This window comes from Leptospira johnsonii, assembly GCF_003112675.1.
GTDB lineage: Bacteria > Spirochaetota > Leptospiria > Leptospirales > Leptospiraceae > Leptospira_B > Leptospira_B johnsonii.
The window spans coordinates 116,607-140,455 of sequence record NZ_BFAY01000011.1; the positions used below are offsets into that span (position 1 = coordinate 116,607).

Here is a 23,849-nt window from a genome sequence, read left to right on the forward strand (position 1 = left end):
TATAACTCTAATTCTTGCTTACAAGAAGCAAATACTCTTCCAATTGCGGCGACGGTTTATTCCAAACCAATTGATCTTTGATCCAGATCAAAGACAAAATAATGATCTGATTATAAAATGGAAAGGATGAAATCTCTCCTGGATTTTCGCTCCGCTATCTGGTCAGTTGCTTTTCGCCCATTTTTTTTAGCGAGTTCCTTTCACGCGATATTTGCAGTTCTGATCTGGATCTTGATCCTGTTTTCCGTCATCCCTTCTCCCTTCTTAACTGGCGGAATTCAGATCCACTCCTATGAAATGGTTTTCGGCTTTGGACGCGGAGCAATCATAGGATTCCTTTTTACTGCAGGCCAAAATTGGACAAAAAAAGTTCTCGCTAAAGAAGGTTATTTAGCGCTTCTATTCGGGCTCTGGTTTTTGGGTAGATTCGGATTCTTAGCTAGCCCCTATCTTTCTTATCTCGCACTTACCGCCGATCTATACTTAGATTTATTGGTTCTTTTTTATCTTGGTCCTCCTCTTTTTGCGAAAGGACAAGAACATAATCGTGTAGTTGTGATCACTTACTTTCTTCTCTTCTTACTTCATATACTGACAGCATTTTCATTTTTAAATATTTTTCCGGAAGAATGGAGCCTGCATTTTATCCATCTTTCTCTTTTCGTAATACTACAATTCGTGATTTTGATCGGAGGAAGGATTATGCCTTTCTTCTCTTCGGCTGCCATACCAGGTTCGAATCCAAAGAGATTCTTAAAATTGGAAAGTATAATACGTTACGGAGGATTTCTATTCATAGTGATAGAAGCTTGCACCTATTGGCTCCCGATGATCGCTCCATTCGCAGGATTGTTTTGTCTCGCTTTCGGTATGTTGAATTATTCACGTTGGCTTTTCTGGGAACCTTGGAAATCCAAAAACGTACCCATTCTATGGATCTTACATTTCGGTTATTTCTGGTTGTGTTCCGGATTCTTAGCTTATGGACTTTCGCATCTTGGATTCTTTCCAACTTCTTCTGCTTTCCATATCTTCACTGTAGGGGGAATAGGAGTTTTCATATACGGTATGATAACAAGAGTCTCTCTAGGTCATACCGGTAGACCGATCAAAGCCTCGAGATCGATAATCCTCGGTTATATTTTGATCAACTTAGCGGTTATCGCTAGGGTATTTCTTCCTTTAATAAATAAGTATAAAGAAGCTTATCTGTTTTCCTCGATATTCTGGATAATCGCTTTTCTGATCTTTGCGATTAAATATTCTAAAATCTTAATAAGCCCTAGAACATTTAGCAATTCTTGAGATTTCTCAGGTCTCTACCCCTAGATTTTCCGTTTGACCAACTTTCTTCTCATCGGCTCAATTCAAATGGGGTCCTATGCAGGCATATTTAACGGAGATTTTATATTCACTTCTCAGTCCGATCCGGATCATATTTCTTCCTTCAGTAAAGATCTATTGGTTCTATATTTTCAGTTCAATTTTGATTACACTATTGTTGATCGCATGGAGAGGCTGGAAGGAAAAAGGCTTTCGGCCTAAAGAATACCTACGTGTAACCGTATCAAAAAAGATATGGTTACACGAGTCAGCGATAGTCGATTATAAATATTATTTCGTAAATACTTTCTTGTTTGCCTTATTCTTCGGTTACTTCGTTCTCTCAGGTGCAAGTGTATCCGCTTTTGTAAGCGTGTATTTATCTAAAATGTTCGGAGGGATCAATAATACCGTTCCCCCAGGATCCTTCTTCCTGATCGTCTATTCTATTTTATTTTGGCTTGCTAACGATTTTGGCAGATTTTTTGCCCACTGGTTGCTTCATAAAACTTTCCTTTGGGAGTTCCACAAATTACATCATTCAGCTAAAGTTTTGAATCCTCTTACAGTATATAGAGTACATCCAGTAGAGGCAATCTTAGTGAATTCATTAGGCGCTCTTTGTTCAGGGATAGTAACCGGGATCGCAGTCTTTCTATTTCCGAATGGGATCAACATGTTATCCTTCTTAGGAGTGAACGCCGGAATTTTTGCATTCAATCTATATGCTAATTTAAGACATTCTCATATTGGCCTCCGTTTTCCTAGATGGTTGAGTAAAATACTTTTAAGTCCCGCCCAACATCAAATTCATCATAGCACGAATATTGATCTTCAGAATAAGAACATAGGAGTATCTTTCGCTCTCTGGGATATTCTTTTCAGAAGTCTTTATATTCCGGAGAAAGGGGAAGCAGAACATACAGTTTTTGGCCTGGAAGAAGAAGAGGATGAAAACTTCCGTAATTTGTTTCAGATCTACTTTTCACCCTTTAGAAAGATACTAAATAGGATAAAATCTAAATCTTGAGATAAATCAAAACTGAAAAAACGGTTTTTACTCTTCTAGATTGATCGCAATCAATGCATTTTACGCTCTTTAGGAGTTAAACTTAATACGTTAGAGTCTCTCGAGATGAAAACGTTTACCGCTTGGTTTTTAACTCTGATCTTTTTCCCCCGCTTGCTTGTTCCTGCGGAAGGCAGCGTATTCGAAAAATTGTTTTTAGGAAATTCGATCTGCCTCTGTAATCACAATTCGAACCGAGAGACCCATCCAAACAAAGAGGATAATTTTTTCAGCAGCAAGACGGAACTGCCTAAATCATCCGGCTCTGAAAAACAGGATCGCCCGAACTGTCACTCCGCTCCAGAATCATTCGTTCATGGATGCTCGTGCAAAAAAGAGAATGGCGATCGGATCTTCGCTCAAATCAGAGTCTTTTCTTATTATGTGATCGTTCCTAATATACATATCATTCCTGTTCCGGGATCTATATTTGAAATGAAAGATCTATATTCCGAAGAACTATCTAAAGCTCATAATCAAAAACTAAAACGTCCTCCTAAATCACTTTCCTAAACTTGATTCAATCTTCTCAGAAACCGCTAGTCTCTTTCTGATAAATCTTAAGTATATATTTTTAATATAAAGGAAAGTAAATATGTTATCACGTTATATTTCTATAACTACGATTATCCTCGCATTTCTCTGCTCTGATTGCTCCCAGCTGGGTTCTCTGTCGAACGGAACTTCTTCAGAACAACAACTCTTGCAAACTCTCATCCTCGGAGTAGCAGCTAAGGAAGGCTGTTCCATCCAAAGTTTAACTCCAATTTCAAATACTCTCTCCTATGTGCATCCCGCGCGGACTATATATGATATCCGAAATTGTTCTCCTAGCGATTTAGAAGGACTGGGTTTTGCTGCTAATACCTCTCACCTGGAAAAAGGGTTAAGCGGTCATTCCTCAGATTCAATATTCTCCAGCTTAGGCGACGTTGTTCTTCCTACTTCGAATGGAGGAACAAATTTAGAAGTTTCCTTCTCCCTGAAATCCGGCGGAAGTCTGACTGCGTATATCTACAGCTCCGGGACCCCAATCTCAGGTCCGGCATTCCGACTAACGGATTCCGGAAAGGAGCAATTCTATTCCGATATGTCCGGAAATTTTGAAACCGTTAGTAAAGGGACAGCTGCCTTGACCCCTGATACCAATTACGTGTACTGCATCGATTTTCAATATGCAAATTCGGAACAATGGATCAATGCCTGGCCAAAAGCCTGCTCCGAGGTCACCCAAACAGAACGGAACTCAATGATGATGTTCCCGGTGATGCAGATGATGAGTATTCCCACTTATTCCGGAAATCGGATCGGCTTCATCCTGAATGGAGCAAAACTAACGTCTTTTACGATCGGTTCGATTTTGTCCCAAGTCGATTGATCGTTCCCACTGGGGCCGCTTAAGCGGCCCTTTTTTTAATCGGATACTTGGAGGTAATCATGAAGTATCTTACTTATATACTAATATTTCTAATCATATTTTCTTTTCATAATATTCTGTCCGATGAGGTCGAAGTGCCGAAACCGGCAGAAAAAGTCGATCCTCATGCACATCATCGCAAGGAGTCTAAAAAGGAAGAGCACCAGCATGAATTGAGAGCGGATCAGATCGCACCCGCCGGCTTGATGTTCCCTCATGTGCATAAAAAAGGTTCTTGGGTTTTAGATTTTCGTTATATGGGAATGCAAATGTCTGGCCTCCTGAACGGAAGCAAATCTATGGGAACCTATGAAGCACTATGGTTTCCTCAATTCGATCCTAGCGTTTCAATGCCGACCGGAAGTTTACTGACTGGGGGGCCAAGTATTCCTCAGACTTCCGCCAACGGATACCGTTATATGTCGGTCCCTAAGTCGATGCTGATGGAAAGTTATATGACAAGCGCGATGTATGGCATCTCGGAAGACACTATGATCATGTTCATGGTCCCGGTTGTAAAAAACCAAATGATGATGGAAACTAGTAACTTCGATTCTTCCGCCATGAAGTCGGGAGGTGTAGGAGATATTTCTCTTTCCGCTGCTCATCGTATCCTAAAACGAAATGATCACGAATTCTTTCTGAATTTCGGGATCTCTCTTCCGACTGGCTCGATCGATGAACGGGATTGGATGCCTATGATGGGAAACCAAAAAGTTCCTTATAACATGCAACCGGGAACAGGAACGATCAATTACTTACCTGGGATTGGATATTCTTCAAAATCGGATCGATTCTCTTGGGGACTAGGTGCGAATGCAAATCTACGGAGTTCCAAAAATCAGAACCAATATCGTTTCGGAAACATATATGAACTGAATTCCTGGATCGCTTACTCCATAATTTCCTGGGCGAGCGTTTCATTTAGAGTGCAAGCAGTTTATTGGGATAATATTAAAGGACAAGACGGCTCTCTCGATCCTAAAATGGATCCTCAAAACGATCCGAATCGGCAAGGAGGAAATCGCGCGGATGCGTTAGTCGGCATGAATTTTCTTTTAGACGAAAATATCCGATTCGGTTTCGAAGCGGGAAAACCATTCCATCAACATCTGAACGGACCTCAGATTGCTATGCAAACCATGTTTAATATCTTTATACGTTACGATCTAAATTGATATATAGAGCAGAAGTCCCGGATCAATTTGTATTGCGGGCCTTCTACTTTTATTCCTAGAAATTTCGCACCAAGAATCTTTTATAAGAAACGACAAGAGGCATCGTAATCCAAAACACCAAGAACAGAATAGCTAACAGAACCACGCTCGATATACCTAAACTCCTAACAAGAAAGGCCCCGGAAAAACCGAGCAACACAGAAGCCTTTGTCTGAAGAATGATGAGTATCCTCACCAAATCGACGGGGTTAAATAGAATGACGAGTAACGCAGGAATCTCCACCGGATAGTCCCCAAGATATATACTCAACATAAAGACGAATGAATCGAAGAGTAAAAAGAAATATAGCCAGACAAGTAATGCACCGGAGACTATTAATTCTCCTTTTTTAAAAAAGGAAGCCAATAAAAACCCTAAAGAAACGAAGACTAAGATCAATACGCTTCCAAACAGGATCAATTCCATGTACAAAACGATTAGTCCAGGTTCGCTGAAAAAAAGTGGAACTCCCGGAACTCCCAACCCCATCAAGAAACTTAAAAAAAGAGATAAGCTGACCCCGCAATATTTTCCGAAGAAGTATTGAGACCTCGTCAATGATTTGGAAAGAAGTACTTCTGCAAAAGGAAGTGAATCGTTAAATGTTAATCCTGCGAATGTGATAGAAAATAAAGGAACGACGAATAAGACCAGATTCATTTGGCTTACGATCAACCTTCCTTCGCTTTCATCTCCGAAATAGTTGAGTGCTCCAGCCGAGATTGCAAGAAAACCTGCAAACACGAACATCCATTTGCTTCTGATATTTTCTCTTAATTCGAATAAGATCAATTCATTCATCTTTTTTCCAAATACTCGGAATTCCAAAATTCCATTAATGTGTTCTGAAGATTTCCTTTGTCTCTACTCTTTACGAAATTTTGCGGAGAATCATCGATCAATAGGGAACCTTCCGACATAAGTAAAAAACGATCCGCAATCTCTTCTACTTCGTTCAGAATATGAGTGGAGAAAACAAGTAAGGCACCTTCTTTCTTTTTTCGGAGCAATATTTCCTTTAAAAGATTAGAGATATAAGGATCTAAACTTGCAGTAGGTTCATCCACTATATACACAGGCTTTCGGATCGAAAAACATTGCAGAATATTCACTTTTTGTTTAGTTCCTCCCGATAAAGAACCGAATTTTACGTTTTCATAATCCTTCAGACCGAGCAGATCGAATAATTCCTGGAACTCCTTGGGGTCGGATGTTTCTAATCGTTTCAAAAAGTCCACTAACTCGGAGACCTTTACGTTTTTAGGAAATAAAGGAGCTTGGGGCATATATCCAATTTTAGAATTGAAGTTACCTTCTTCCTTTTCTCTAAATTCTATCTTTCCCTGAACCGGTTTTACCAATCCTACGATACTTTTGAGCACGGAACTTTTTCCGGATCCATTCGGACCGATCAAAGATAAAATATTCCCCGCTTCCGCATCGAAAGAGACTCCTTTTACTGCGAACGATTTTCCATACTGAACGGTTAGGTCTCTTACCTGCATCATACATGGCCTCTCATACTAGGTTTCGGATCTTCCAGATCGATTGGAGTAACGATTGGAAACGCCTTTTCAATCGCCTGCAAAAAATTCACAACCGGGGAATTGTATAAAACCATTAGAAAAGGATAAACTACTACCCAATATCCGAAAAAATGAACGGGCTTATGAGGAATATCCCCGAACTTATCTAGATCCAGATCGTAGCCGTCGTAACTATCCCAATAATTCTCTCGAAACGAATTCGTGCTATGTTTGGTGTTTGTACTGATATCAAATACATTCTCCTTAAATTCATTTCTCACAAATTGATTGGATTCGCTATTTCCTAAAATTTTTACTCCCCACCCGTTATCTTTCAGATCATTATAAGTAAAATAATTTCGATTGCATCCGTCTGCGAAGATCGCCACGGTATTATGCACGAATGCGTTTTTTGTAAGAATACTTTCCGAGATTTCCTTCAGTAAAAGGCCGTAAGAACTATCTCCCCAGTTATTCTCGAAGCGGTTATTTTCGATGAGAATGTTTTTACTATACATCACCGCGACGCCGGCCGAGTTATTTTCGAATCTGTTCCCTCGGAAATCGTTGTCCGAAGAAAACATAAAGTGCATCCCATAGCGAATATTATCGTGGGAAAAATTTTCCTCTATCTTGAGATTGCTCGAAAATTCCAAATAGATCCCATCCCTATGTTTCCTTAATTCATTCCCTTCTATCCGTATTCCTTTGGAAGACCAAAGATGTATCCCGTTCCCTCCCGAGACTTCGTTTACTGCATTGCCAGATGAAATATTTCTTCGTATAATACAATCCTCCACTTCTGCAAGATAGATCGCGTATGCATTGTCCTCGAATGTATTATTTTCAATTACGCAATACTTTATTTTTTCAGCATGAACTCCTGCATACTCAGAGGTATCGGAGACTCCGCTTCCTATAATACTCACTCCTCGGATCGTAACCTTATCGGATCGAATATCCAATACATGTTTTTCTTTCAGTCCGTCTAAAACTACGCCGACAGAACCTTCTATGACTAAAGGTTTTGAGATCGATATCATACCTTCTTTATAGATCCCTTTTCCTATTCGGATTGTATCTCCTGAATTTGCGGAATCGATCGCGGCTTGTATTGAAAAGAAGTTGCACTTCTCCTTACAAACTTCTAATTCTTTGGAAAAGATACTGAAGGGGGTTAAACAAAAAAGGAAGAAGGCGGACATCAAAACAAGACGAGAGTATCCGACGTTGATCCGAAAAATTCTTCCCTTCCAATCACTGTTCTTTTTCATTGTTTCGACTCCAAATAGAGCCTTTACGAGTATTCAGAAAATCTTTAGCACGGTCCATTGAGGAGAATGCCGCAAGGCCTTCTCCCATAGGAGAACGAAGTTCCGAAGAGCGAACAAGCACCGCTGTATCTTCGGAGAGCATTCGCTCCGGATTTTCAAAGTCAGCAAACCACACAGATCCCGACTGAGGCCGCGGAGACTTCTCGAAGGAATGAAGACACTCGATCGAATCGAAATAGTATCTTCTCCCCTTTTCGGTCAATAACTGAGAATGAAAACGTTTATCCACGATCGCCATAGAACAATGAGCGCAAAGCTCTCTTCCAAATTCAGGAAGGATCGGTTCTCTTTTGGAACAGAAAACAGAAATCGATACGATCATCAATACTGCGATACTCGGAATACCGGATCTATTTAGAAACATCCATTCTCCTCTTCTCATTCCATACGATGAGAGCCAGGATCCCAAGAGATACGAATAGAATGATCCCTCCCCAAGAAGGAAAACTGCAAGCAGTGATATTCAACATCTCCTTACATCCTAAAAGTGGAGGCTGGTACGCCATTCCTGGAACTATGATCGGGGCCTCCGGATTCAGATTATGCCCGTAATTATACTCCCATCTCCAGAAATCGTACATTCCCAGAATCCCTAATATTACAATATTCAGAATTCCTAAAATTACTAGATACACTTTCGGATGAAGAAAAGTGACGAATGCTCCAAAGATCAGAAATCCCAAAACATAGGGCATAAACAATAGTTCCGGAACGGATTCCGAAACGATCTCATGCATTCCTATATAATGGTTCAGAAGATTAATATTCTGAAGATCGTAAGTAGAAGACCCGGTGATCTTATCTATCCAGATCTTCATTCCCAAACCTTCCGGATACTGAGGAGCATCCAAGGAGATATGCCAGATCGGCAAAAAATAAACTGATACAAACAAAAGACCGACTCCTAAAATTAGGAGCCGGTTCATTTTGGAGATCTTCTTCAGTAGAAGTTCCAGCATAAGATCCCCCTTTTAAGGAAGCACCCTTATGTATTGCTGCATTTCTTGGTGAAGAGCCGAACAGAAATCCGTGCAATAGAACGGATAGATCCCAGGCTTAGGCGCTTTCCATTTGAAAGTCCTGGTCTGCCCCGGCATGATCAGAAGGTTAGGCATCTCAGGAGCCCCGCCCACTGCAAAACCGTGAGGGATATCATAGTCTTGTTCCAAGTTAGTAACATGGAAGAAGACAGTGTCTCCGCTTCTGACTTCGATAGTATCCGGCTTAAAGTGGGAACGTATCTGTGTCATATAGACCCGGACAGTATTCCCTTCCCGAACAACTCTCGCATCCTTCTCATTCTTGATCGCATAAGGATGTTTATTCTCTTCTAATGGATAAATTTTCGCTGCCTTATCCATGAGAAGTTTTGCAGGGATCATTTGAGAATAATGTGGTTCTCCTACTGTTGGAAAATCTGAGAGAAGTTCTGCTTTGCCTCCGGAAATATCGTAGAGCTGAGCACTCTGAGGCAGCTCCATACCTACAGGAAGATATCTATCTTTAGTGATTTTATTCAAAGCGATCAGATATTTTCCGTACGGCTCTTTGGAACTTCCTCCTACGATGGAAAGGTGACCTACACTGTAATAAGCAGGCAGATGTTGCTCAACTTCCCAGGTTCCCAATTCCCATTTTACAACTTCTGAACTTACGAAACAGGAAGTGTAAGCATATCCTTTTCCGTCAAACTCAGTATGTAAAGGACCTAAACAAGGTTTCTTTACTTCTCCAGCAAGAGTGGATTCGTATTTTAATATTGGGATATCCATGATCATTCCGGATCTATGTTCAGGTTTATCCTTCACTTCCATAAGTTTAGAGAAGGAGTGAACCGGAATGACTGTTGCGAGCTTTCCTCCACCTACAATATATTCTCCCGTAGGATCCACATCTGTTCCGTGAGGACTCTTAGGAGTTGGCATATAATACATGACTCCAGGACAGTCCTTTGGTTGGAGCATTTTCACTCCACTTAGCTTTTCAGAAATCGCAGGTTGATTTTCAGGTAGGTAATTCCTATAATATTCTCCGCCGAAATTAGAAGCTTTTCCTTGGTCCAAACATTGTTTAGCACGAACCCAGTTGAATGCTAAGATATAGTCCTTATCATTCTTGGAAGCTCCTACTTCTATCATTTTATACGCCTGTTCGGAGTTATACGATGTGAAGAAGCACCAATCGTGAGACTTTCCTTTTCCGCAGTGAGATAGATCGTAATCGAAACCGGGAACTAGTATCTGAAGTTCAATGGAAAGTCTTCCTGATTTAGGATCCACCTTCACCATGGAAACTGTTCCCTTAAAATCTCCCTTAGAAAAATTCTCGATAGGAATACTTGCTTGAGGGATCGGAACGGAGAACCTTGTCGCCGCCATCAGATACTCGGTGTTTTCTGTAGCAAAAGGAGAAGCGTGATTTCCCGCACTGTTAGGGATCTCAATGATCTCCTTAGTTTCAAAAGATCTTAGATCGATCCGAGCAAGTCTGGGTGTGTTATTTGCATTCAAGAACAACCAACGACCATCTTGTTTTCCATCCGTCATGGATGCTTCTATATGGTGACTATCGTCCCAAGGAACATAGCCGTGAGAAGTCTTAAGCATATTCTTAGTTTCTTCATCATATCCATAACCGTTCTCCGGAAAAACTGAGAATACCGGAATGATCTTGAATAAACGTGTAGAAGGAATTCCGTAGACAGACATCTGCCCGCTGAATCCTCCGGAAAGGAAAGCGTAGACTTCGTCCTTTTCTCCCGGCGCTACGTACACTCTCTTCGCAGCATCGGAAGCGAGTGCAGCTGTTGCGGCCCCGTTCTTACATCCGAATCCCAGACCGATGAGGACCATCAGTCCGATAGGAAACAGATTCCTGAATCCGTGTTTTTTCATCTTCTTCCTCCTTATTTCTTATCCATTTTTCTTAGATATTCCAGTATCTCTCTGGCCTCGGATTCCTGAACGTTCTGGAACGTCATCTGTGTCAGATGTTCAGCGAGAAGTTCCATTGCGATCGGATCCTTTTGAGTCATTTCTGCAGGATTTAAGATCATATTCATGATCCATTCCGGAGCTCTTCTTTCGGTTACTCCTTTTAATGCAGGCCCTACGACCTTCTCTTCGAATTTATGACAAGCGCTACATTTCGCTTCGAAGTTCAGTTTTCCTTTCTGAGCCATCCCGTCATCCAAAGCGCCTAACGTAACGGAGGTAACAGGACCTATCCCCTTACTTCCGACTGTGTTCTCGGCTTCCGCTGGTTTTTCCTTCCCACAAAAAGAGAAAGCAATTAAACCTAACAGTAGCGGAGTAATCTTACAGAATTTTATGATATTCTTAACTATTTTCATAAACACCTGATCGTCCGACTCTTCAGTCTTCCGCATCGGAGACCCGCGGCCGGACTTTCACTCATCTAACTACGTTCGAAGAAGAAGCACCTTGACCGGGATCAATCGGTTTAAAAAGCCACGAATGATAATTGTCATGAGATCTAATGATCGGTTTGTCCGTTTTCGGATCGTCAAAACTTATACAAAAGAATCGAATGATGATGAGTATTATATGGGGTTAATGATCTTCGATGAAATATCTAAGGAAGAGATGTTATCCATCTTTTCCGGCGGAAGGAAGCGGACTCATAAAAAGGACGAATTCCTATTTCATCAAGGTGACGAAACAGATTGTTTACACCTTCTTATAGAAGGTAAATTGCAGATATTTAAATACGATTCGAGTTCAAACGAGATCACTTTGAATTTTTTCTCACCGGTCTCGATGATTGCGGAGCTTGCACTTATCAATGGAATCCCATTTCCTGCGTCAGGTAGATTCGTGACAGATGGAGCAGTTCTTTCTCTTCCTTTTAAAGAGCTACGTGAAAAGATAAAGACGGATATCCCTTTAAATCATCTATTGATCCAATCTTTGTTCAATAAGATCCAAGCATTAAACCTTTCGATCAATCGAGGAATGACTATGGATTCTTTGCAGAGGGTCGCCCACTTCCTGTATTATCTTCCGGAGAACCACGCAACGCTTGCGCATTCTCAAATCGCTTCTATGCTTGCATTAAGACCGGAAACTTTTTCTCGGGCACTCAAACAACTCAAAGACCAAGGTATCATAAATCCTGAAAGGGGTCTAATAGAGGTTATAAATAAAGAAGAATTAAAAAAATTCTTTTGATACTTAGAAAAGAAGGTCCACTAAAACGTAAAACCTCTGGAATATGCAAGCCCCATTACGGCGATCATTAAAGAGATGAGAAGGTTGACTCTCCCAAAAATGGACGCATACTTCCGGCTTCGACTATCCGATCTGACTCCATTCTGCATTTCCTTAAATGCATTTGGACCAATTAAAAAATCGTGAAGAATGGAGCTAAAAAGAAGAAGAAAGAACAAGATCATTTTTATAAGAAAGATCCTTCCATGAGGGGATACCCAATAGTGAAATTGAGAATATACCTCGAAGTATCCTTTCAGATAAGCTATACTGATTCCGGATACAAATAATATTATAAACACATAATAAGAAAGTTTTCTAAATTGTAGCGCAATCTTAAGTAATAGCAAAGTTTTAACGTCTGAAAGCTCTTTGTCCTTATACACCGGCCGAAAGATCAACACAAAGAAAAGCATTCCTCCTACCCAAAAGGCAGCAGCGAAAAAATGGAATAAGAGAGCTATAAAATACATGGAAAGAAAGTTAGCCTGTTAATTTTCTCCAAAGAGCACGACCGATAAATCTAAATTTTTCCCCGAGAGGAAATCTTCCCAGATTGGCTTGAACCACTCCTTTAGTGAATCTAGTAGCTTTTGAATAGTCTATCTTTATATCCACAATGACCGGCCTACCTTCTTCCGCGATAAGAAAGGCCCTCTCGAGTACGGATCCTATGTTTTCATTCGATTCGAGAGAAAGATAAGCGGCACCTGTTCCTTTGGCTATACCTTCTAAATGTAAATCACCCAAAATTGTACAAGTTTTTCGAGAATATGGTATTTGTTGTCCTTGCGAGATCTGGCTTAATTCCCCGTCATAAAATACGCAGATCACTACACCGACAGAATTTGTAGTCGCAGTCAGCAATTCTAAGCCGGTCATCAGAAACGCTCCGTCTCCCACGATTCCCACTACATTTCGATCAGGGTTTGCGATCTTAGCTCCTATTGAAGCAGGGACACAATAACCCATAGAGTTAAAATCGCTAGGTGAGATAAAAGTTTTAGAACGAAGCACCGGAAACAACTCGGCGGCCAAGAAAGTATGATTTCCGTCATCGACTACCAGAATATCATCTTCCTTCATTTGTTTACGCAACTCACTAAAGAAAACAAAAGGATTTATACGATCCGGAACGGAATGTTTTTCCCATTCTTTTGAGTATTCTTTTTTCTTTTTTAAGATCAGATCCTTCGTTTTTGAAAATCCTTTTTTTTGGATCTCTTTCTTCTTTAACTTCTCCAGTATAGCACCTAATATTTGTTTGGCGTCTCCTTCTAACTCAAACTTTGCAGGATAGTTTTTTGAGAATACATCCGGATTCACATCTATATGGATCAGATTTTCAGGCACCTTCATACTAAAACTTCCGGTAGGGATCTCAGAGAATCTTGTCCCGATAGCCAGGAGACAATCGCAATTTTCGAATGCCGCCTCTCCCGCAGGAACGGAATATGAACCGAATCCCATTCCAGTATGAAGAGGATGATCCGCGGGGAACACGCTCAATCCTTGCAATGTAGTCGCAACTGGAGAATCAATAAGCTCAGCAAGTTCGATCAATTCATTCGTCGCTTCTCTTGCTCCCCAACCTGCAAAAATACCTGGATGTTCAGAATTTTGCAAAAGTTCACATGCTTTTTCAAGTGCTGCCTCATCGATCTTCCATACATTTCTTTCGGGAGTAAACTTAGGAATATGGGAAACCTTTCCAGAGAATAATTGTATATTTACTGGAATTTCTACAAAGACAGGCCCCGCTTCGTCTTCTGTTGCAACCTCATACGCTTCGAATAAGATCGGAACGATATCTTCATGAGTTTCTACTCGAAAGAATTTTTTAGTGATCCCTTTTAAGAAGCCTGATTGATCTATTTGATGTAGCTGGAATTTTTTTCCGCTATCCGTTCTTACTCCGCCCGATATGATAAGCATCGGAATTCCATCCAAGTAAGCTTCTCCTATACCGCTTAACGCATGAGTTGCCCCGGCCGCAGGAACGATCACCAAGGTGCCGAGTGATTCCGAAGTTCTGCTGATAGCGTCCGCCATAAACGCTGCCCCGCATTCATGGGTTACTAAGAATGGGGTGATGCTCTTGGATAAATTTAACTCGTCGTACAACTCAGTAGTATGAACTCCGGGTATCCCGAAAGTAAATTTCACTCCGATCTGTTCCAAGGCATATACGATCAATTCGGCTCCAGTCTTTTTCATAATGATTTCCTGAATTTATTAAGGTTTTATAATAGAACGGGCAGCAATCCGGGAGGTAAGCACACAACTTCCTAAGAAGGTCCCTTCAAGGGCTCCTTTTCCGTGGATCCCTCCTCCACCGAAACCGGCGGCTTCTCCGACTGCATACAGACCCTCAATAGGATTTCCTCTCGAATCCAAAACTCTGGATCTTAAATCCGTTTGGATACCTCCCATGGATTTTCGAGTGAGTATAAATTCACGTATTGCGATCAATGGCATTGCTTTTCGATCTAGGATCTTTTGGAACTTACAAGTTCGGGCACGGTCTCCCCGGTAATTACGAAGTTGTGTGATCCTGCGGAGTTGATCATCGTTATGGAATGCTTCTCCCCTTTCGATCATCTCGTCATATGCAAGAATGGTTTTTTCCAATTTGTCTGCATCGATGGAACGATCTTCGTTGAGTTGGTTCATTCCTTCTGCAAGCTCAGAAATCGAATCTGCCACTACGAAATCCGGACATTCGGAGCTGATTTTTTTTAGAAAAGCTTCGTTCCCGAAAAATACCGTTTTCAAAAATCCAAGGAAGTCCTTATTTCGGATCGAGTCGTTGAATTCAGAACCGGAAACAGCAAGTTCCTTAACCGCGATCTTCCAATTCATGATCTGCCAAGAGAACTTTTCTTCTTGGGCACAGACCCTTTCCACAAGATAGCGTGTATCAAAACCTGTAACTAATGGGATCGGTCCGATCCTTTCTCCTTTAGAATTCAGCCAAAGAGCAGACTTAGGAGGAACCAGACTGAGTCCTTCTCCTTCCCATTTTGGATCCGGATGATGAACTCCCGCTGCATAATTCCACATTTTATCCAGATGAGTTAGATTCGCTCCTATCTTTGCAGAAGCAGTATGAAGATCCCCGATCGCATATTTATGTGAACCGTTTAGAATCGTTTCAGGTGGTTTACCAAGAGATCTAGGCCAATATTTCCTGATCTTCTTCATGTCTCCCGCAATTCCACCGCTAGCAAGTACTGTATGTTCCGCAAATATTTCGTAACTTCTTCCATCTTCTTCAGATTCAGCAATGCAGCCTTGCACCTTCTTTCCAGAGCGGATCAATTCCATTGCTCGAGTCCCAAATAGAAACCGAAGTTTATCCAGATTTTTATGCGAGTATAAGTTCTTCTTTAATGCGGAAATTAAACCGTCTCCTGTTCCCCAAACCATATGGAACCTAGGAACACTATTTCCCGGTTTAAATAATCCTCTTTCTACCCAATGTACTACAGGGAAGAAGCCGACGGACTTTCCTTTAAGATAATAAAATATATCTTCTAAAGAGCGGTTAACGTATTCCTTTGCCCATAGTTTCGGAAGTTTGTCCTCTTCAGAAAATTCCGCCGTGGAATGCCAGTCGGAAAGTGCCAAAGATACATTATCTTTTATCCCGTTCCATCTTTGGATCGGAGTATCTACCATAAAGATACCTCCGAAAGAAAGTTTGGCGAGCCCTCCTAACTTATCTTCAGAATCACGATCCACTAAGATCACTCTTTTTCCCGAATCCAGTAGATCCAAAGCAAGAACGATCCCGGCCAGCCCACCTCCGATCACTAAGACTTCAGTGGATAAGGATATTTTTCCTTTCTTCTTTCCTTCCATTTTCAAGATAGAATTGTAACTGAAAATCTTTCTAACGCAATTGATTGAAATCAATGTGCGTATTAACATTTATCATGTTTAATGAGCTGAAATGATTCTCTTACCTTTAGAGTCTTCTTGAATTTGCAACCTTTTCCGAAGAGATGATCTCATATCTTTTATAAACGGGAAGGACGGATAAAATCCTTAGTTCCTGATAAAGGAGAAATCATGGAACTTCCTAAAGCAAAAAAAGGAAAGCGAGCATTATTGGTAGAAGGAGGAGGAATGAAAGGAGCGTTTGCCGGAGGAGTATTACATTCTTTGAATTGTATTCTACCTGCCAAAAATTTCGATCTTGTCCTTGCCGTTTCTTCAGGAGCTTGTTGTGCTGCATACTACGCGACTACACCTGATCCTGAGCCGGTTTCCGGAGATCATACACTTTCTATTTGGAAATACGAACTCGCAGGCAAAAAATTAATCTCGGTCTTTCATCCTCTTTTCGGAAAACCGTTCTTAGATCAGAAATATTTAATAGATTACCTATTCCGAAAAAAATATAGGATCGTGACCGAAAATTTAGGAAAAAAAGGACTACCTGAACTAAGGATCGCAGTCAGCAATCTTCGATCCAGATCTATAGAATATAGAAAAGCCACAAAAGAAAATTTATTCGATCTATTAAAGGCAGCAACATCACTTCCGATTGCAACCAAAGGAAAATATAAGGTAGAAGGAGAATATCTATCCGATGCAGCAATCCTGAATCCTTTGCCTCTACAAGATTTGATCGAGGCAGGATATAAGGATATAACGGTAGTATTAAACTCGCCTATTCAACATTCATCTCCTCCGCTCACATCTATAAGCAGATTTTTATCTTTTCCTCTGGATCGCAAACTATCCAAGATCATGAAATTTTCCCATCATACGAATTATAATACTGCAAGAGAAATCGCATCTAATCCACCTAAAGGAGTTCGCATTTATACGATTGCACCCGAATCTAAACTTCCTGTCGGATTAATCACAACGAAACAATCCAAGCTTGAAGCAACAGTCGAACTAGGAAAAGAAATCGGAAGAAAGGCCGCAAAATTTTTAAAACGAAAGCTATGAAAACGATTTCCTTCCCCTCTCTCAAACCTGCGCTCGATCGGATCAATTATGAATTGATAATGGACTTCGAAGAACATCATCCTAGAGTGTATATCCATCTAGAATGGAATTCGAAAGAATATAAGAAAGAGCCTCGTTACGAATTCCCGGAGGGGGGACTTCTTTTTATCAATGTTCCAACTTGGGAGTGGATGGATTTTATAGATGGAATCCAACCTCCTGAGATGGAAATCAAAGACTTTCGGATAGAATTCATTTGTTTTCCTGAAGATAGAAGAAAAACGGACACCGCCTCAAGATTCTCCATCCGTTATCCGGCATATCCGGAACCAATGGTCTACCTCACCAGGTTCTAAAAAATTGATTTGAATCAATGCGCTAATTATGGTTTTTTGTATAATTTGAGAATGAAACTCGGAATTAATATCATATTTTTTAAAATATTGCCTCAATCGAGAAAAGGAGCGATCCCCTTCTTACTGACCCTTCTCCTCATATTATCAATAAACTCTTCCGTGTACGGATTCCAAGGGATCATGCCAACTTCATTCGGAGCGAGGCAAGCCGGGATGGGAGGCGCATTCCAAGCAGTCGGAGGTTCCGTTATGGACTTAGAATCCAATCCATCTCATTTGGCAAGGCTCACTACTCCTAAATGGGAGTTCGGCACTTCTGTTCATTTTGCAAAAATAGAATATTCAGATTCTTTTATAGACCAAGACCCTAACCTTTCCTACCAGAATAAGATCCTAGAAACTCCGAGAGCAGTTTTTCCATATATGGGCTATATCCATCCTGTCACGGATCGGCTCGGGATTGGATTCGCATTGTATACACAAGGAGGAGGAGGAGGTTCTTTTTCAAATATCACTCGGATCTCACCTGGCAAACAAAGTTTAAATGATACCTTAGGTGGAGATGTTCCTTTCGGAACAGAAAGAAAATTACAAGAAGATCTTAAATTCAAATTTATGCTTACTAAGCTGACTATAGGAGCCGGATATAGATTCGGAAATCTATCCGTAGGTTTAGGACTTGATCTTGCCTATGCATTTATGGAAATGAAGAAGACAAATATGGATCTGAGCAGGACAGTCGAACTGCCCGGCAGCCTTGCGTATAATAGCGATCCTGCTTACTCATACGGAGGAAAATTAGGATTTTCTTATGAACTCTCCTCAAGTATAAGAGTAGCTTACTCTTATACACTTCGAAACGTTTTACATATGGACGGACAAATGAAGGTAGAAGGAGAAGATCCGATCGTCAAAAACGGATCTCGCGTTTCAAGATATATGGTTTGGCCGGATCGACATATTTTCGGGATCTCTTATCGTAATAATTCTTGGATTTTCGATTTTGATATTAAGTTCATTCCTTGGTCCCAAAGTTTTCGCACAAATCGTTTTATCTTAGAGCAACCGTTAGTAACTACTCCAGTCGGTTCGGAATCAAACGTAATGCAGATGAATTTCAGATGGAGAGATCAATATTGTTTCGCTTTAGGCGCGGAATACGAGTGGAAATACGGATTTAGATTTAGAGCAGGATACAGTTACGCTAAAACCCCAATGACTCCCCAAGGATTAAATCCAATGCTTGGGACCACGAATGAACATCATCTTGCAGGAGGGTTAGGATATTATACTACGAGCGGTTCTGCGCTTCATTTTGCGATAGAATATGCATTTCCAAAATCTATGAAGGGAAGCGAGTCTTCTGATTGGACCTTGGCACATTCTATCTTTTCTGCAAAGGAAATCCAACTGGCGCAATTCCAATTCAGCAAATCAGTTTCAGTATTGAGCTTAAGTTTTGGTATTGAGAAAAATATTTAAGGGGGAAGGGTTCAAAAATGAGAATCTATCAGACTCTTCAATTGATCGATCTGTAATGGTTTTACAAAATAACCCAAAGGTTTAGTTAAGGCGGCTCTATCTTTAGTGCCTCTATCCTGGTATCCGGTGACAAAAACGATGGGAATATCTACATCCTCTTTGATCTCGGAAGCTGCGGCAATCCCATCCATTTCTCCTGCGAGAGTGATATCCATTAAGATCAGATCAGGACGATCTTCCTTCGCGATCCGAACCGCCTCTTCTCCTGATGTGGCGAGGTCTATCACATTATATCCGATCTTTTTCAGCTCTCTTCGGATCAACATGGCAGTAATGACCTCGTCTTCTACAAGAAGCACGTTTAAACCGTTCATTATTAGTTACACCCGCTTCTTATATATATTATTCGGAAAATCGATCTCGCATTGGAACTTCGAGCCTGTCTTAAAACGGACCTTTCCTGATAGTTGATTTTCCGCGATCCCTTGGATGAGCTGTATACCTAGAGAACTACAACTTTTAAAATTGTAATCTTCCTTCATTCCTACTCCATCATCGGAATATATTAAATGAAATCTATTATCCTTACCTTCGTAGAAAGAGATCGAGATATTCCCGGAAGAAGCTTCCGGGAAAGCATATTTGACCGAATTATTCAAAAGTTCAGAAAGGATCAAACCGATAGGAATTACTACGTCAAAAAGAAGTTTCCGATCTTCGATCTCCATCTTAAGACTCAGCTTGCAGGAATCATTGCTGTTGCTCTGCAATGCATAATTCGATAACTCGGAGATATATTGTTTTATTTGTACGGAAGATAGATCTTGCCCGGAAAATAGCAATCGATGGACAAGAGAGATCGCTTGAATACGATCCTGGATCCTATACACTACCGTTTTAATTTCTGGACTGTCCGGATATGCCTCTGCTTGCAAAAAGATCAAACTACCAATCACTTGCAGGGTATTATTGGAACGATGATATATCTCTCGGATCAAGTTTTCTTTCTCGACCAAGGATCTGGACAATATCTCGTTTGTTTCTAGGATTTTTCGATATGGGCTATTAATCGAAGATATAAAAACACCTTTGTAAATCAAGCAGAAAGAAACGATCTTATAAATATGGCCTAGTATATTATATATATCGAATACAGTAGTGTACACCGCAAATACAAGCTCGCTGAATATAGAAAAGATAAATGCGTAAATATAGTATTTAGTATGACTCCAGCCAAACCTAGGTATCCTAAATCGATAAGCGATCAAAGCAAGAACAAGGATGAAAATAATAACGAACTCCGAAACCCGTTTAAAATGTGTTAAACCAATCTCAGGAGAAAAGGTAACAGGGAGAAGGTCCGGATAATAGGTTACTCCAATGAATGTAAATATAGAAACTAGACCCGGCACAATAAGTATCCATCTTTTCCGCGTAAATAGACCGTTTTCGTTCGGAACAAATGCACTCACCAAAAACGAAATTGCCGCAAAGAGACGAACTATGATCCAGAACTGTGTGGATTTATTAGGAGAATTCGGGGTAAGTAGATCCGGCATGCCGGTGTAGCCCAGCATATGCATCATATCCATTAAGGCGATTCCCAAACATGCAGTCCCTAAAAATAAGGTGTGACTATCTTTACTTTGTGCATAAGTAAACCAGCCTACTCCGAAAATAGACATCGATACTATAATACTGAATGATTCGGCTATATTATGAAAAACGAGATAAGGAGGAATTTCGGATTCGAAATAGACTGACGAATGAAAAACCTGAATGACGAGTATGGGAAGAGAAGCAAGAAATAAGACTATAACTACGTTCAGCCAATGACGATTCGAATAAGAAGTTTCCTGATCCATTACCGCCATTCCGATCTGAAATGAGTTTAATGTATGTATGAGTAAAAATAAATTCTGTCATTCAGAATTCTTACAATTCATTGATCGGAATGTTGACAAATATCAATGAGGGATCACTCGTCCCTTACTACCCTGAAATAATTTCCTTCCTTCAAGTTCTCATAACGTTGCCAGTCTATTTTTTTACCTTTAGGGACGTAAGGTAGATCAGCAGGTTTAATTTTGATACCATGGAATAACGAATAAAGTCCTACTGCTAAACTGATTGCAGTATCCCTTCTTCTTTGGGTTAGGATTTTCATGTCCTTCTCCTTATCAATATAACCAATTTCCAAATAAGCGGAGATTGCATTGATAAAAGTAGGAAGGCTATAAGTAGAGATATATGGTTTATTGATTGGACCAGGATTGGATAATTCTTCCTCTTGGTTGGGAAGAGTCCTAAGGCCGTATTGCAAAAATCTCATGAGTTCTGCTGCGGCGTAATGATTGTCTCCCCCGAAACCTTCTGCACCGTCTTCTCTTCTCCAGAGTTCAGGCTCTCCTCTTTCTCTGTCCCAGAATTTTCCTTTGGCGGAATATTCTGAATGTTTCTTGGCATAAGGTCCCGGACCGTCTAACACCGCTTTATCGATCCATCCGGAAGGATCCGCATATTTCCAGGTCACCATGTTTTGGCGATACCCTTCGAAATTAGAAAGGTCCGTTTTTTTTCCGGATTTATTCGGCCAGTACCCATTAAAGTAGATCCAAGCATCCGCTACCGCATTTTCTAAACGCGACCATTCCATTTTGAAACGCATCCATTCGCTCCAAGGTCCTTCTTCGAATGACTTGGAAGATTTCCCTTCGGATATTTTTCGTAAATTATAGAATGTTCTATAAGAAGGAGACAGTACTGCAGCCATTCCTCCCGGATGTCCTTTCCAACTTGGATTCAAATGTAAAGATAGAACTAAATAAGGTCGAGCAGCGTTGATCCTGGAAATTCTACCCGGTTTGATCTTACCTGATTTTTTATCCGGGTAATCGTATAATCTATAAAATGCATTCGGATCGGAAGAAAGATCTGCTCCTTCTTCTTTTGCTGTTTCTTCTCTAGTGAGATCCGAATCGATCCTGATCCATGGGAGTGTATCATTCGTGAATTTTTTGGCGTAAGTTCTAAATGTTTCGAATCCTTCCGGAGTTTTAGTGAGATCCAAAATTTCTTTTACTTCTTTTGCAAGAGCTAATACGACTTCACTTTCTCTTCTGGACTTTGTTTGGGCGCCTGCTTTATAAGGTTCCAGATATTTATTGGAGATAGGATCGTATTTGTCTCCGTGTTCCTCTTTCGGTTTTAAATCCAAACCTCCATGGCCAGGATCTATGACTATATTATAGGTTCTTTTCGGAATTGTTTCTTGGGAAGAAACGGAGAGAGAGAATATTAAAAGGAAAAGGATGAGTAAAATTTTTCGTATCACGTATGGAAATTTATTTCTCCGGGGATATCAGGCACAGCCTGGTATCCCCTCATGATACGTCAAGGAAGGAATCCGAATGTTTTCCTTCGGGAGATATTTTAAAGTTTGGTTTCTGCGTACACCATATTGCGGTTATCGCTCAGATCCACCTTATATTTCTCCCGGACATTTTTACTTTCCTCTTCGGTCTTTAATTTGCTCAGGATGGAAATTCCATATTCTTTCGCGATGCGGAGATGCATTAGACTGTCCTTATATCTGGAGTCCCTTCTCATCTTCTCCGCTTGGATGAACTGGTAGTAAGCGATCTGAAGTTTGTGCTGGTTATGAGAAACTTCTCTTCCCGCATATCCTTTTGCTGCAGCCCCAGGTCCGGACTTTTGTTCGATAGAAACGATCGCGTCCGCACATTCCCCCAATAGCTGATCCACTTTTTGGTTGTATAGATCGGAAAATTTTCCGTACAACTTATTGGTCTCGTCTTCCGTTTCCTTCATTTTACGGCCGGCGACAATATACTTGCGCATTAAAGAATATCGATATGCTTCGTTGTATTTTTTCCAGATGGTATCGAAATCCTGTTGGGAATTCTGGACCTGAGATCCGAAATTTTTTACAACCACTTCTAGAGCACCTAAATCACCTTTGATCTTGTTCTGAGTGGAATCCAAGGTCCTGGCAAAATGAAATTCCTCCAAATAATCTCCCTGGTATTTAGGATCTTCGGCTGCGTTAGCCAAGGCAGAACCCTTACCGTCATTACTTGTAGGTTTATTTTGTGCAGTTACGCCGTACGAAATTAAGAAGAATGCCGCAAGAACCGCGACCATCCGAGGGAAAGAAATTTTTGTCATGTGATCGACCCTTCGCGGTAATATAACACAACGCTTAAGAAGCAAACAAGCTTTTTATTGCTTAAAATCGAAACATAATATTCCGTCACCAACAGGGAATAAGGTGTATTCTATCTTAGAATTTTTGGTTAGGGACCATAATTTACGCACCGCCTGGTCTGAAGGAGCTTGGTTTTCAGGATCTGCAATCCTCCCATGCCAGAGAACATTATCGTAGATCACTCTTAGATTTCTGGTTCTACCTTTTTCCAGGATAATTTCTAAAATTTCAGGGTAACGGATCTTATCGCAGTCCACAAACATCAGTTCTTTTTGTCCGGAAGAAGAAGTCCCCAAAAACTCTTTTGCGATCTCGGAGCAGTCCGCATTCTTAAATTCCACTCTGGAAGAATTTGGCTCCAGTTTAGAAAGAAATTCTTTCGCAACTTGGATAAACTCCGCCTCTCGGTCCACAGTTTGGATCTTAGTGATTTTACGAACTACAGATAAGATCCAAAATAAAGAGATCCCATATCCGGTCCCCAATTCCAAAACGAAGTCCGGATCCCAAGAAGAAGCCAAAAATGCGAGAACAGCTCCTGAGGCAGGAGTCAAAACGGGAAACTTATCCTGAGCTGCCTTCCTTTCCAGATCTTCCAGCCAATCATAAGGGCGTTTTACTAATTCCGAATGGATCCATTCTTCCAATCCGTCCTTATAAATAGAAGTCCCGTATTTCTGTTTTGGATTTTGAGAAGCCATA

The 23,849-nt window shown here is 40.7% G+C and carries 24 protein-coding genes; 9 read left to right on the top strand and 15 right to left on the bottom strand.

The genetic code is table 11. From position 1 onward, the window contains the following. The first annotated feature begins 126 nt into the window (after positions 1–126). From LPTSP_RS09340 to LPTSP_RS09360, 5 genes are all read left to right on the top strand, one after another. A complete protein-coding gene (locus tag LPTSP_RS09340; protein ID WP_108928532.1) occupies positions 127–1,305 on the top strand; it encodes an NnrS family protein in 1,179 nt (392 codons plus the stop codon). A 76-nt stretch (positions 1,306–1,381) separates the two neighbouring features. Further along, on the top strand, positions 1,382–2,353 hold the full coding sequence (locus LPTSP_RS09345; protein WP_108928533.1) for a sterol desaturase family protein: 972 nt from the start codon (positions 1,382–1,384) through the stop codon (positions 2,351–2,353). Between the two features lie 105 nt (positions 2,354–2,458). Then, positions 2,459–2,905 carry an LIC_11090 family protein gene (locus LPTSP_RS09350; protein ID WP_108928534.1) on the top strand — a complete coding sequence of 149 codons (447 nt, stop codon included), beginning with the start codon at positions 2,459–2,461 and terminating at the stop codon, positions 2,903–2,905. Between the two features lie 190 nt (positions 2,906–3,095). Continuing rightward, the gene (locus LPTSP_RS09355; RefSeq protein ID WP_245915535.1) at positions 3,096–3,770 is read left to right on the top strand and encodes a hypothetical protein; all 675 of its coding nucleotides are present in this window, start codon (positions 3,096–3,098) and stop codon (positions 3,768–3,770) included. A 59-nt stretch (positions 3,771–3,829) separates the two neighbouring features. Next, complete coding sequence (locus LPTSP_RS09360; protein ID WP_108928536.1) at positions 3,830–4,987, top strand: transporter; 1,158 nt, start codon at positions 3,830–3,832, stop codon at positions 4,985–4,987. Positions 4,988–5,042: 55 nt separating this feature from the next. On the opposite strand, the gene LPTSP_RS09365 is transcribed toward LPTSP_RS09360, so the two are convergent. From LPTSP_RS09365 to LPTSP_RS09395, 7 genes are read right to left on the bottom strand one after another with little or no spacing between them, the layout of a single operon-like run. After that, positions 5,043–5,828 carry an ABC transporter permease gene (locus LPTSP_RS09365; protein ID WP_108929857.1) on the bottom strand — a complete coding sequence of 262 codons (786 nt, stop codon included), beginning with the start codon at positions 5,826–5,828 and terminating at the stop codon, positions 5,043–5,045. Beyond that, the gene (locus tag LPTSP_RS09370; protein ID WP_108928537.1) at positions 5,825–6,535 is read right to left on the bottom strand and encodes an ABC transporter ATP-binding protein; all 711 of its coding nucleotides are present in this window, start codon (positions 6,533–6,535) and stop codon (positions 5,825–5,827) included. The genes LPTSP_RS09365 and LPTSP_RS09370 overlap by 4 nt, the downstream gene beginning before the upstream one ends. Next, positions 6,532–7,827: a nitrous oxide reductase family maturation protein NosD gene (locus tag LPTSP_RS09375; protein ID WP_108928538.1), complete on the bottom strand. Its 1,296-nt coding sequence runs from the start codon at positions 7,825–7,827 to the stop codon at positions 6,532–6,534. Before LPTSP_RS09375 ends, LPTSP_RS09370 begins: the two co-directional genes overlap by 4 nt. Then, positions 7,811–8,251: a nitrous oxide reductase accessory protein NosL gene (locus tag LPTSP_RS09380; RefSeq protein ID WP_108928539.1), complete on the bottom strand. Its 441-nt coding sequence runs from the start codon at positions 8,249–8,251 to the stop codon at positions 7,811–7,813. Before LPTSP_RS09380 ends, LPTSP_RS09375 begins: the two co-directional genes overlap by 17 nt. Beyond that, positions 8,238–8,846, bottom strand: coding sequence for a hypothetical protein (locus LPTSP_RS09385; RefSeq protein WP_108928540.1), 609 nt, complete (start codon positions 8,844–8,846; stop codon positions 8,238–8,240). Before LPTSP_RS09385 ends, LPTSP_RS09380 begins: the two co-directional genes overlap by 14 nt. 12 nt (positions 8,847–8,858) lie before the next feature. After that, the gene (gene nosZ / locus LPTSP_RS09390; RefSeq protein ID WP_245915608.1) at positions 8,859–10,739 is read right to left on the bottom strand and encodes a Sec-dependent nitrous-oxide reductase; all 1,881 of its coding nucleotides are present in this window, start codon (positions 10,737–10,739) and stop codon (positions 8,859–8,861) included. 53 nt (positions 10,740–10,792) lie between these two features. Beyond that, the gene (locus tag LPTSP_RS09395) at positions 10,793–11,239 is read right to left on the bottom strand and encodes a c-type cytochrome (RefSeq protein WP_108928542.1); all 447 of its coding nucleotides are present in this window, start codon (positions 11,237–11,239) and stop codon (positions 10,793–10,795) included. 136 nt (positions 11,240–11,375) lie between these two features. On the opposite strand from LPTSP_RS09395, the gene LPTSP_RS09400 reads away from it, so the two are divergent. Next, positions 11,376–12,077, top strand: coding sequence for a Crp/Fnr family transcriptional regulator (locus tag LPTSP_RS09400; RefSeq protein ID WP_245915536.1), 702 nt, complete (start codon positions 11,376–11,378; stop codon positions 12,075–12,077). 20 nt (positions 12,078–12,097) lie between these two features. Here LPTSP_RS09400 and LPTSP_RS09405 read toward each other — a convergent pair whose 3' ends face one another. The 3 genes from LPTSP_RS09405 to LPTSP_RS09415 form a co-directional block, all read right to left on the bottom strand. Beyond that, on the bottom strand, positions 12,098–12,532 hold the full coding sequence (locus LPTSP_RS09405; RefSeq protein ID WP_245915537.1) for a copper resistance protein CopD: 435 nt from the start codon (positions 12,530–12,532) through the stop codon (positions 12,098–12,100). A 67-nt stretch (positions 12,533–12,599) separates the two neighbouring features. After that, the gene (locus LPTSP_RS09410; protein WP_108928544.1) at positions 12,600–14,333 is read right to left on the bottom strand and encodes a thiamine pyrophosphate-binding protein; all 1,734 of its coding nucleotides are present in this window, start codon (positions 14,331–14,333) and stop codon (positions 12,600–12,602) included. A gap of 18 nt (positions 14,334–14,351) precedes the next feature. Beyond that, a complete protein-coding gene (locus LPTSP_RS09415) occupies positions 14,352–15,980 on the bottom strand; it encodes an FAD-binding dehydrogenase (protein WP_108929859.1) in 1,629 nt (542 codons plus the stop codon). A gap of 210 nt (positions 15,981–16,190) precedes the next feature. Here LPTSP_RS09415 and LPTSP_RS09420 point away from each other — a divergent pair, with 210 nt between their 5' ends. Genes LPTSP_RS09420 through LPTSP_RS09430 form a run of 3 tightly spaced genes read left to right on the top strand, consistent with a single transcriptional unit; the run spans position 16,191 to position 18,919 of the window. Continuing rightward, positions 16,191–17,081: a patatin-like phospholipase family protein gene (locus tag LPTSP_RS09420; RefSeq protein WP_108928545.1), complete on the top strand. Its 891-nt coding sequence runs from the start codon at positions 16,191–16,193 to the stop codon at positions 17,079–17,081. Further along, positions 17,078–17,437, top strand: coding sequence for a hypothetical protein (locus LPTSP_RS09425; RefSeq protein ID WP_108928546.1), 360 nt, complete (start codon positions 17,078–17,080; stop codon positions 17,435–17,437). The genes LPTSP_RS09420 and LPTSP_RS09425 overlap by 4 nt, the downstream gene beginning before the upstream one ends. A 51-nt stretch (positions 17,438–17,488) precedes the next feature. Further along, complete coding sequence (locus LPTSP_RS09430; RefSeq protein ID WP_108928547.1) at positions 17,489–18,919, top strand: OmpP1/FadL family transporter; 1,431 nt, start codon at positions 17,489–17,491, stop codon at positions 18,917–18,919. 11 nt (positions 18,920–18,930) lie between these two features. Here the strand turns inward: LPTSP_RS09430 and LPTSP_RS09435 are convergent, their stop codons facing one another. The 5 genes from LPTSP_RS09435 to LPTSP_RS09455 all read right to left on the bottom strand — a co-directional run bounded on the left by LPTSP_RS09435 (position 18,931) and on the right by LPTSP_RS09455 (position 23,848). Continuing rightward, entirely contained in the window at positions 18,931–19,293 is a 363-nt protein-coding gene (locus tag LPTSP_RS09435) for a response regulator (protein ID WP_108928548.1), read from the bottom strand. A gap of 6 nt (positions 19,294–19,299) precedes the next feature. Then, positions 19,300–20,784 carry an MASE3 domain-containing protein gene (locus tag LPTSP_RS09440; protein WP_108928549.1) on the bottom strand — a complete coding sequence of 495 codons (1,485 nt, stop codon included), beginning with the start codon at positions 20,782–20,784 and terminating at the stop codon, positions 19,300–19,302. 113 nt (positions 20,785–20,897) lie between these two features. Then, positions 20,898–22,253 carry an N-acetylmuramoyl-L-alanine amidase gene (locus tag LPTSP_RS09445; RefSeq protein ID WP_108928550.1) on the bottom strand — a complete coding sequence of 452 codons (1,356 nt, stop codon included), beginning with the start codon at positions 22,251–22,253 and terminating at the stop codon, positions 20,898–20,900. 98 nt (positions 22,254–22,351) lie between these two features. Continuing rightward, the gene (locus LPTSP_RS09450; RefSeq protein ID WP_108928551.1) at positions 22,352–23,107 is read right to left on the bottom strand and encodes a hypothetical protein; all 756 of its coding nucleotides are present in this window, start codon (positions 23,105–23,107) and stop codon (positions 22,352–22,354) included. 54 nt (positions 23,108–23,161) lie between these two features. After that, the gene (locus tag LPTSP_RS09455) at positions 23,162–23,848 is read right to left on the bottom strand and encodes an O-methyltransferase (protein ID WP_108928552.1); all 687 of its coding nucleotides are present in this window, start codon (positions 23,846–23,848) and stop codon (positions 23,162–23,164) included. Between the last annotated feature and the right edge of the window lies 1 nt (position 23,849).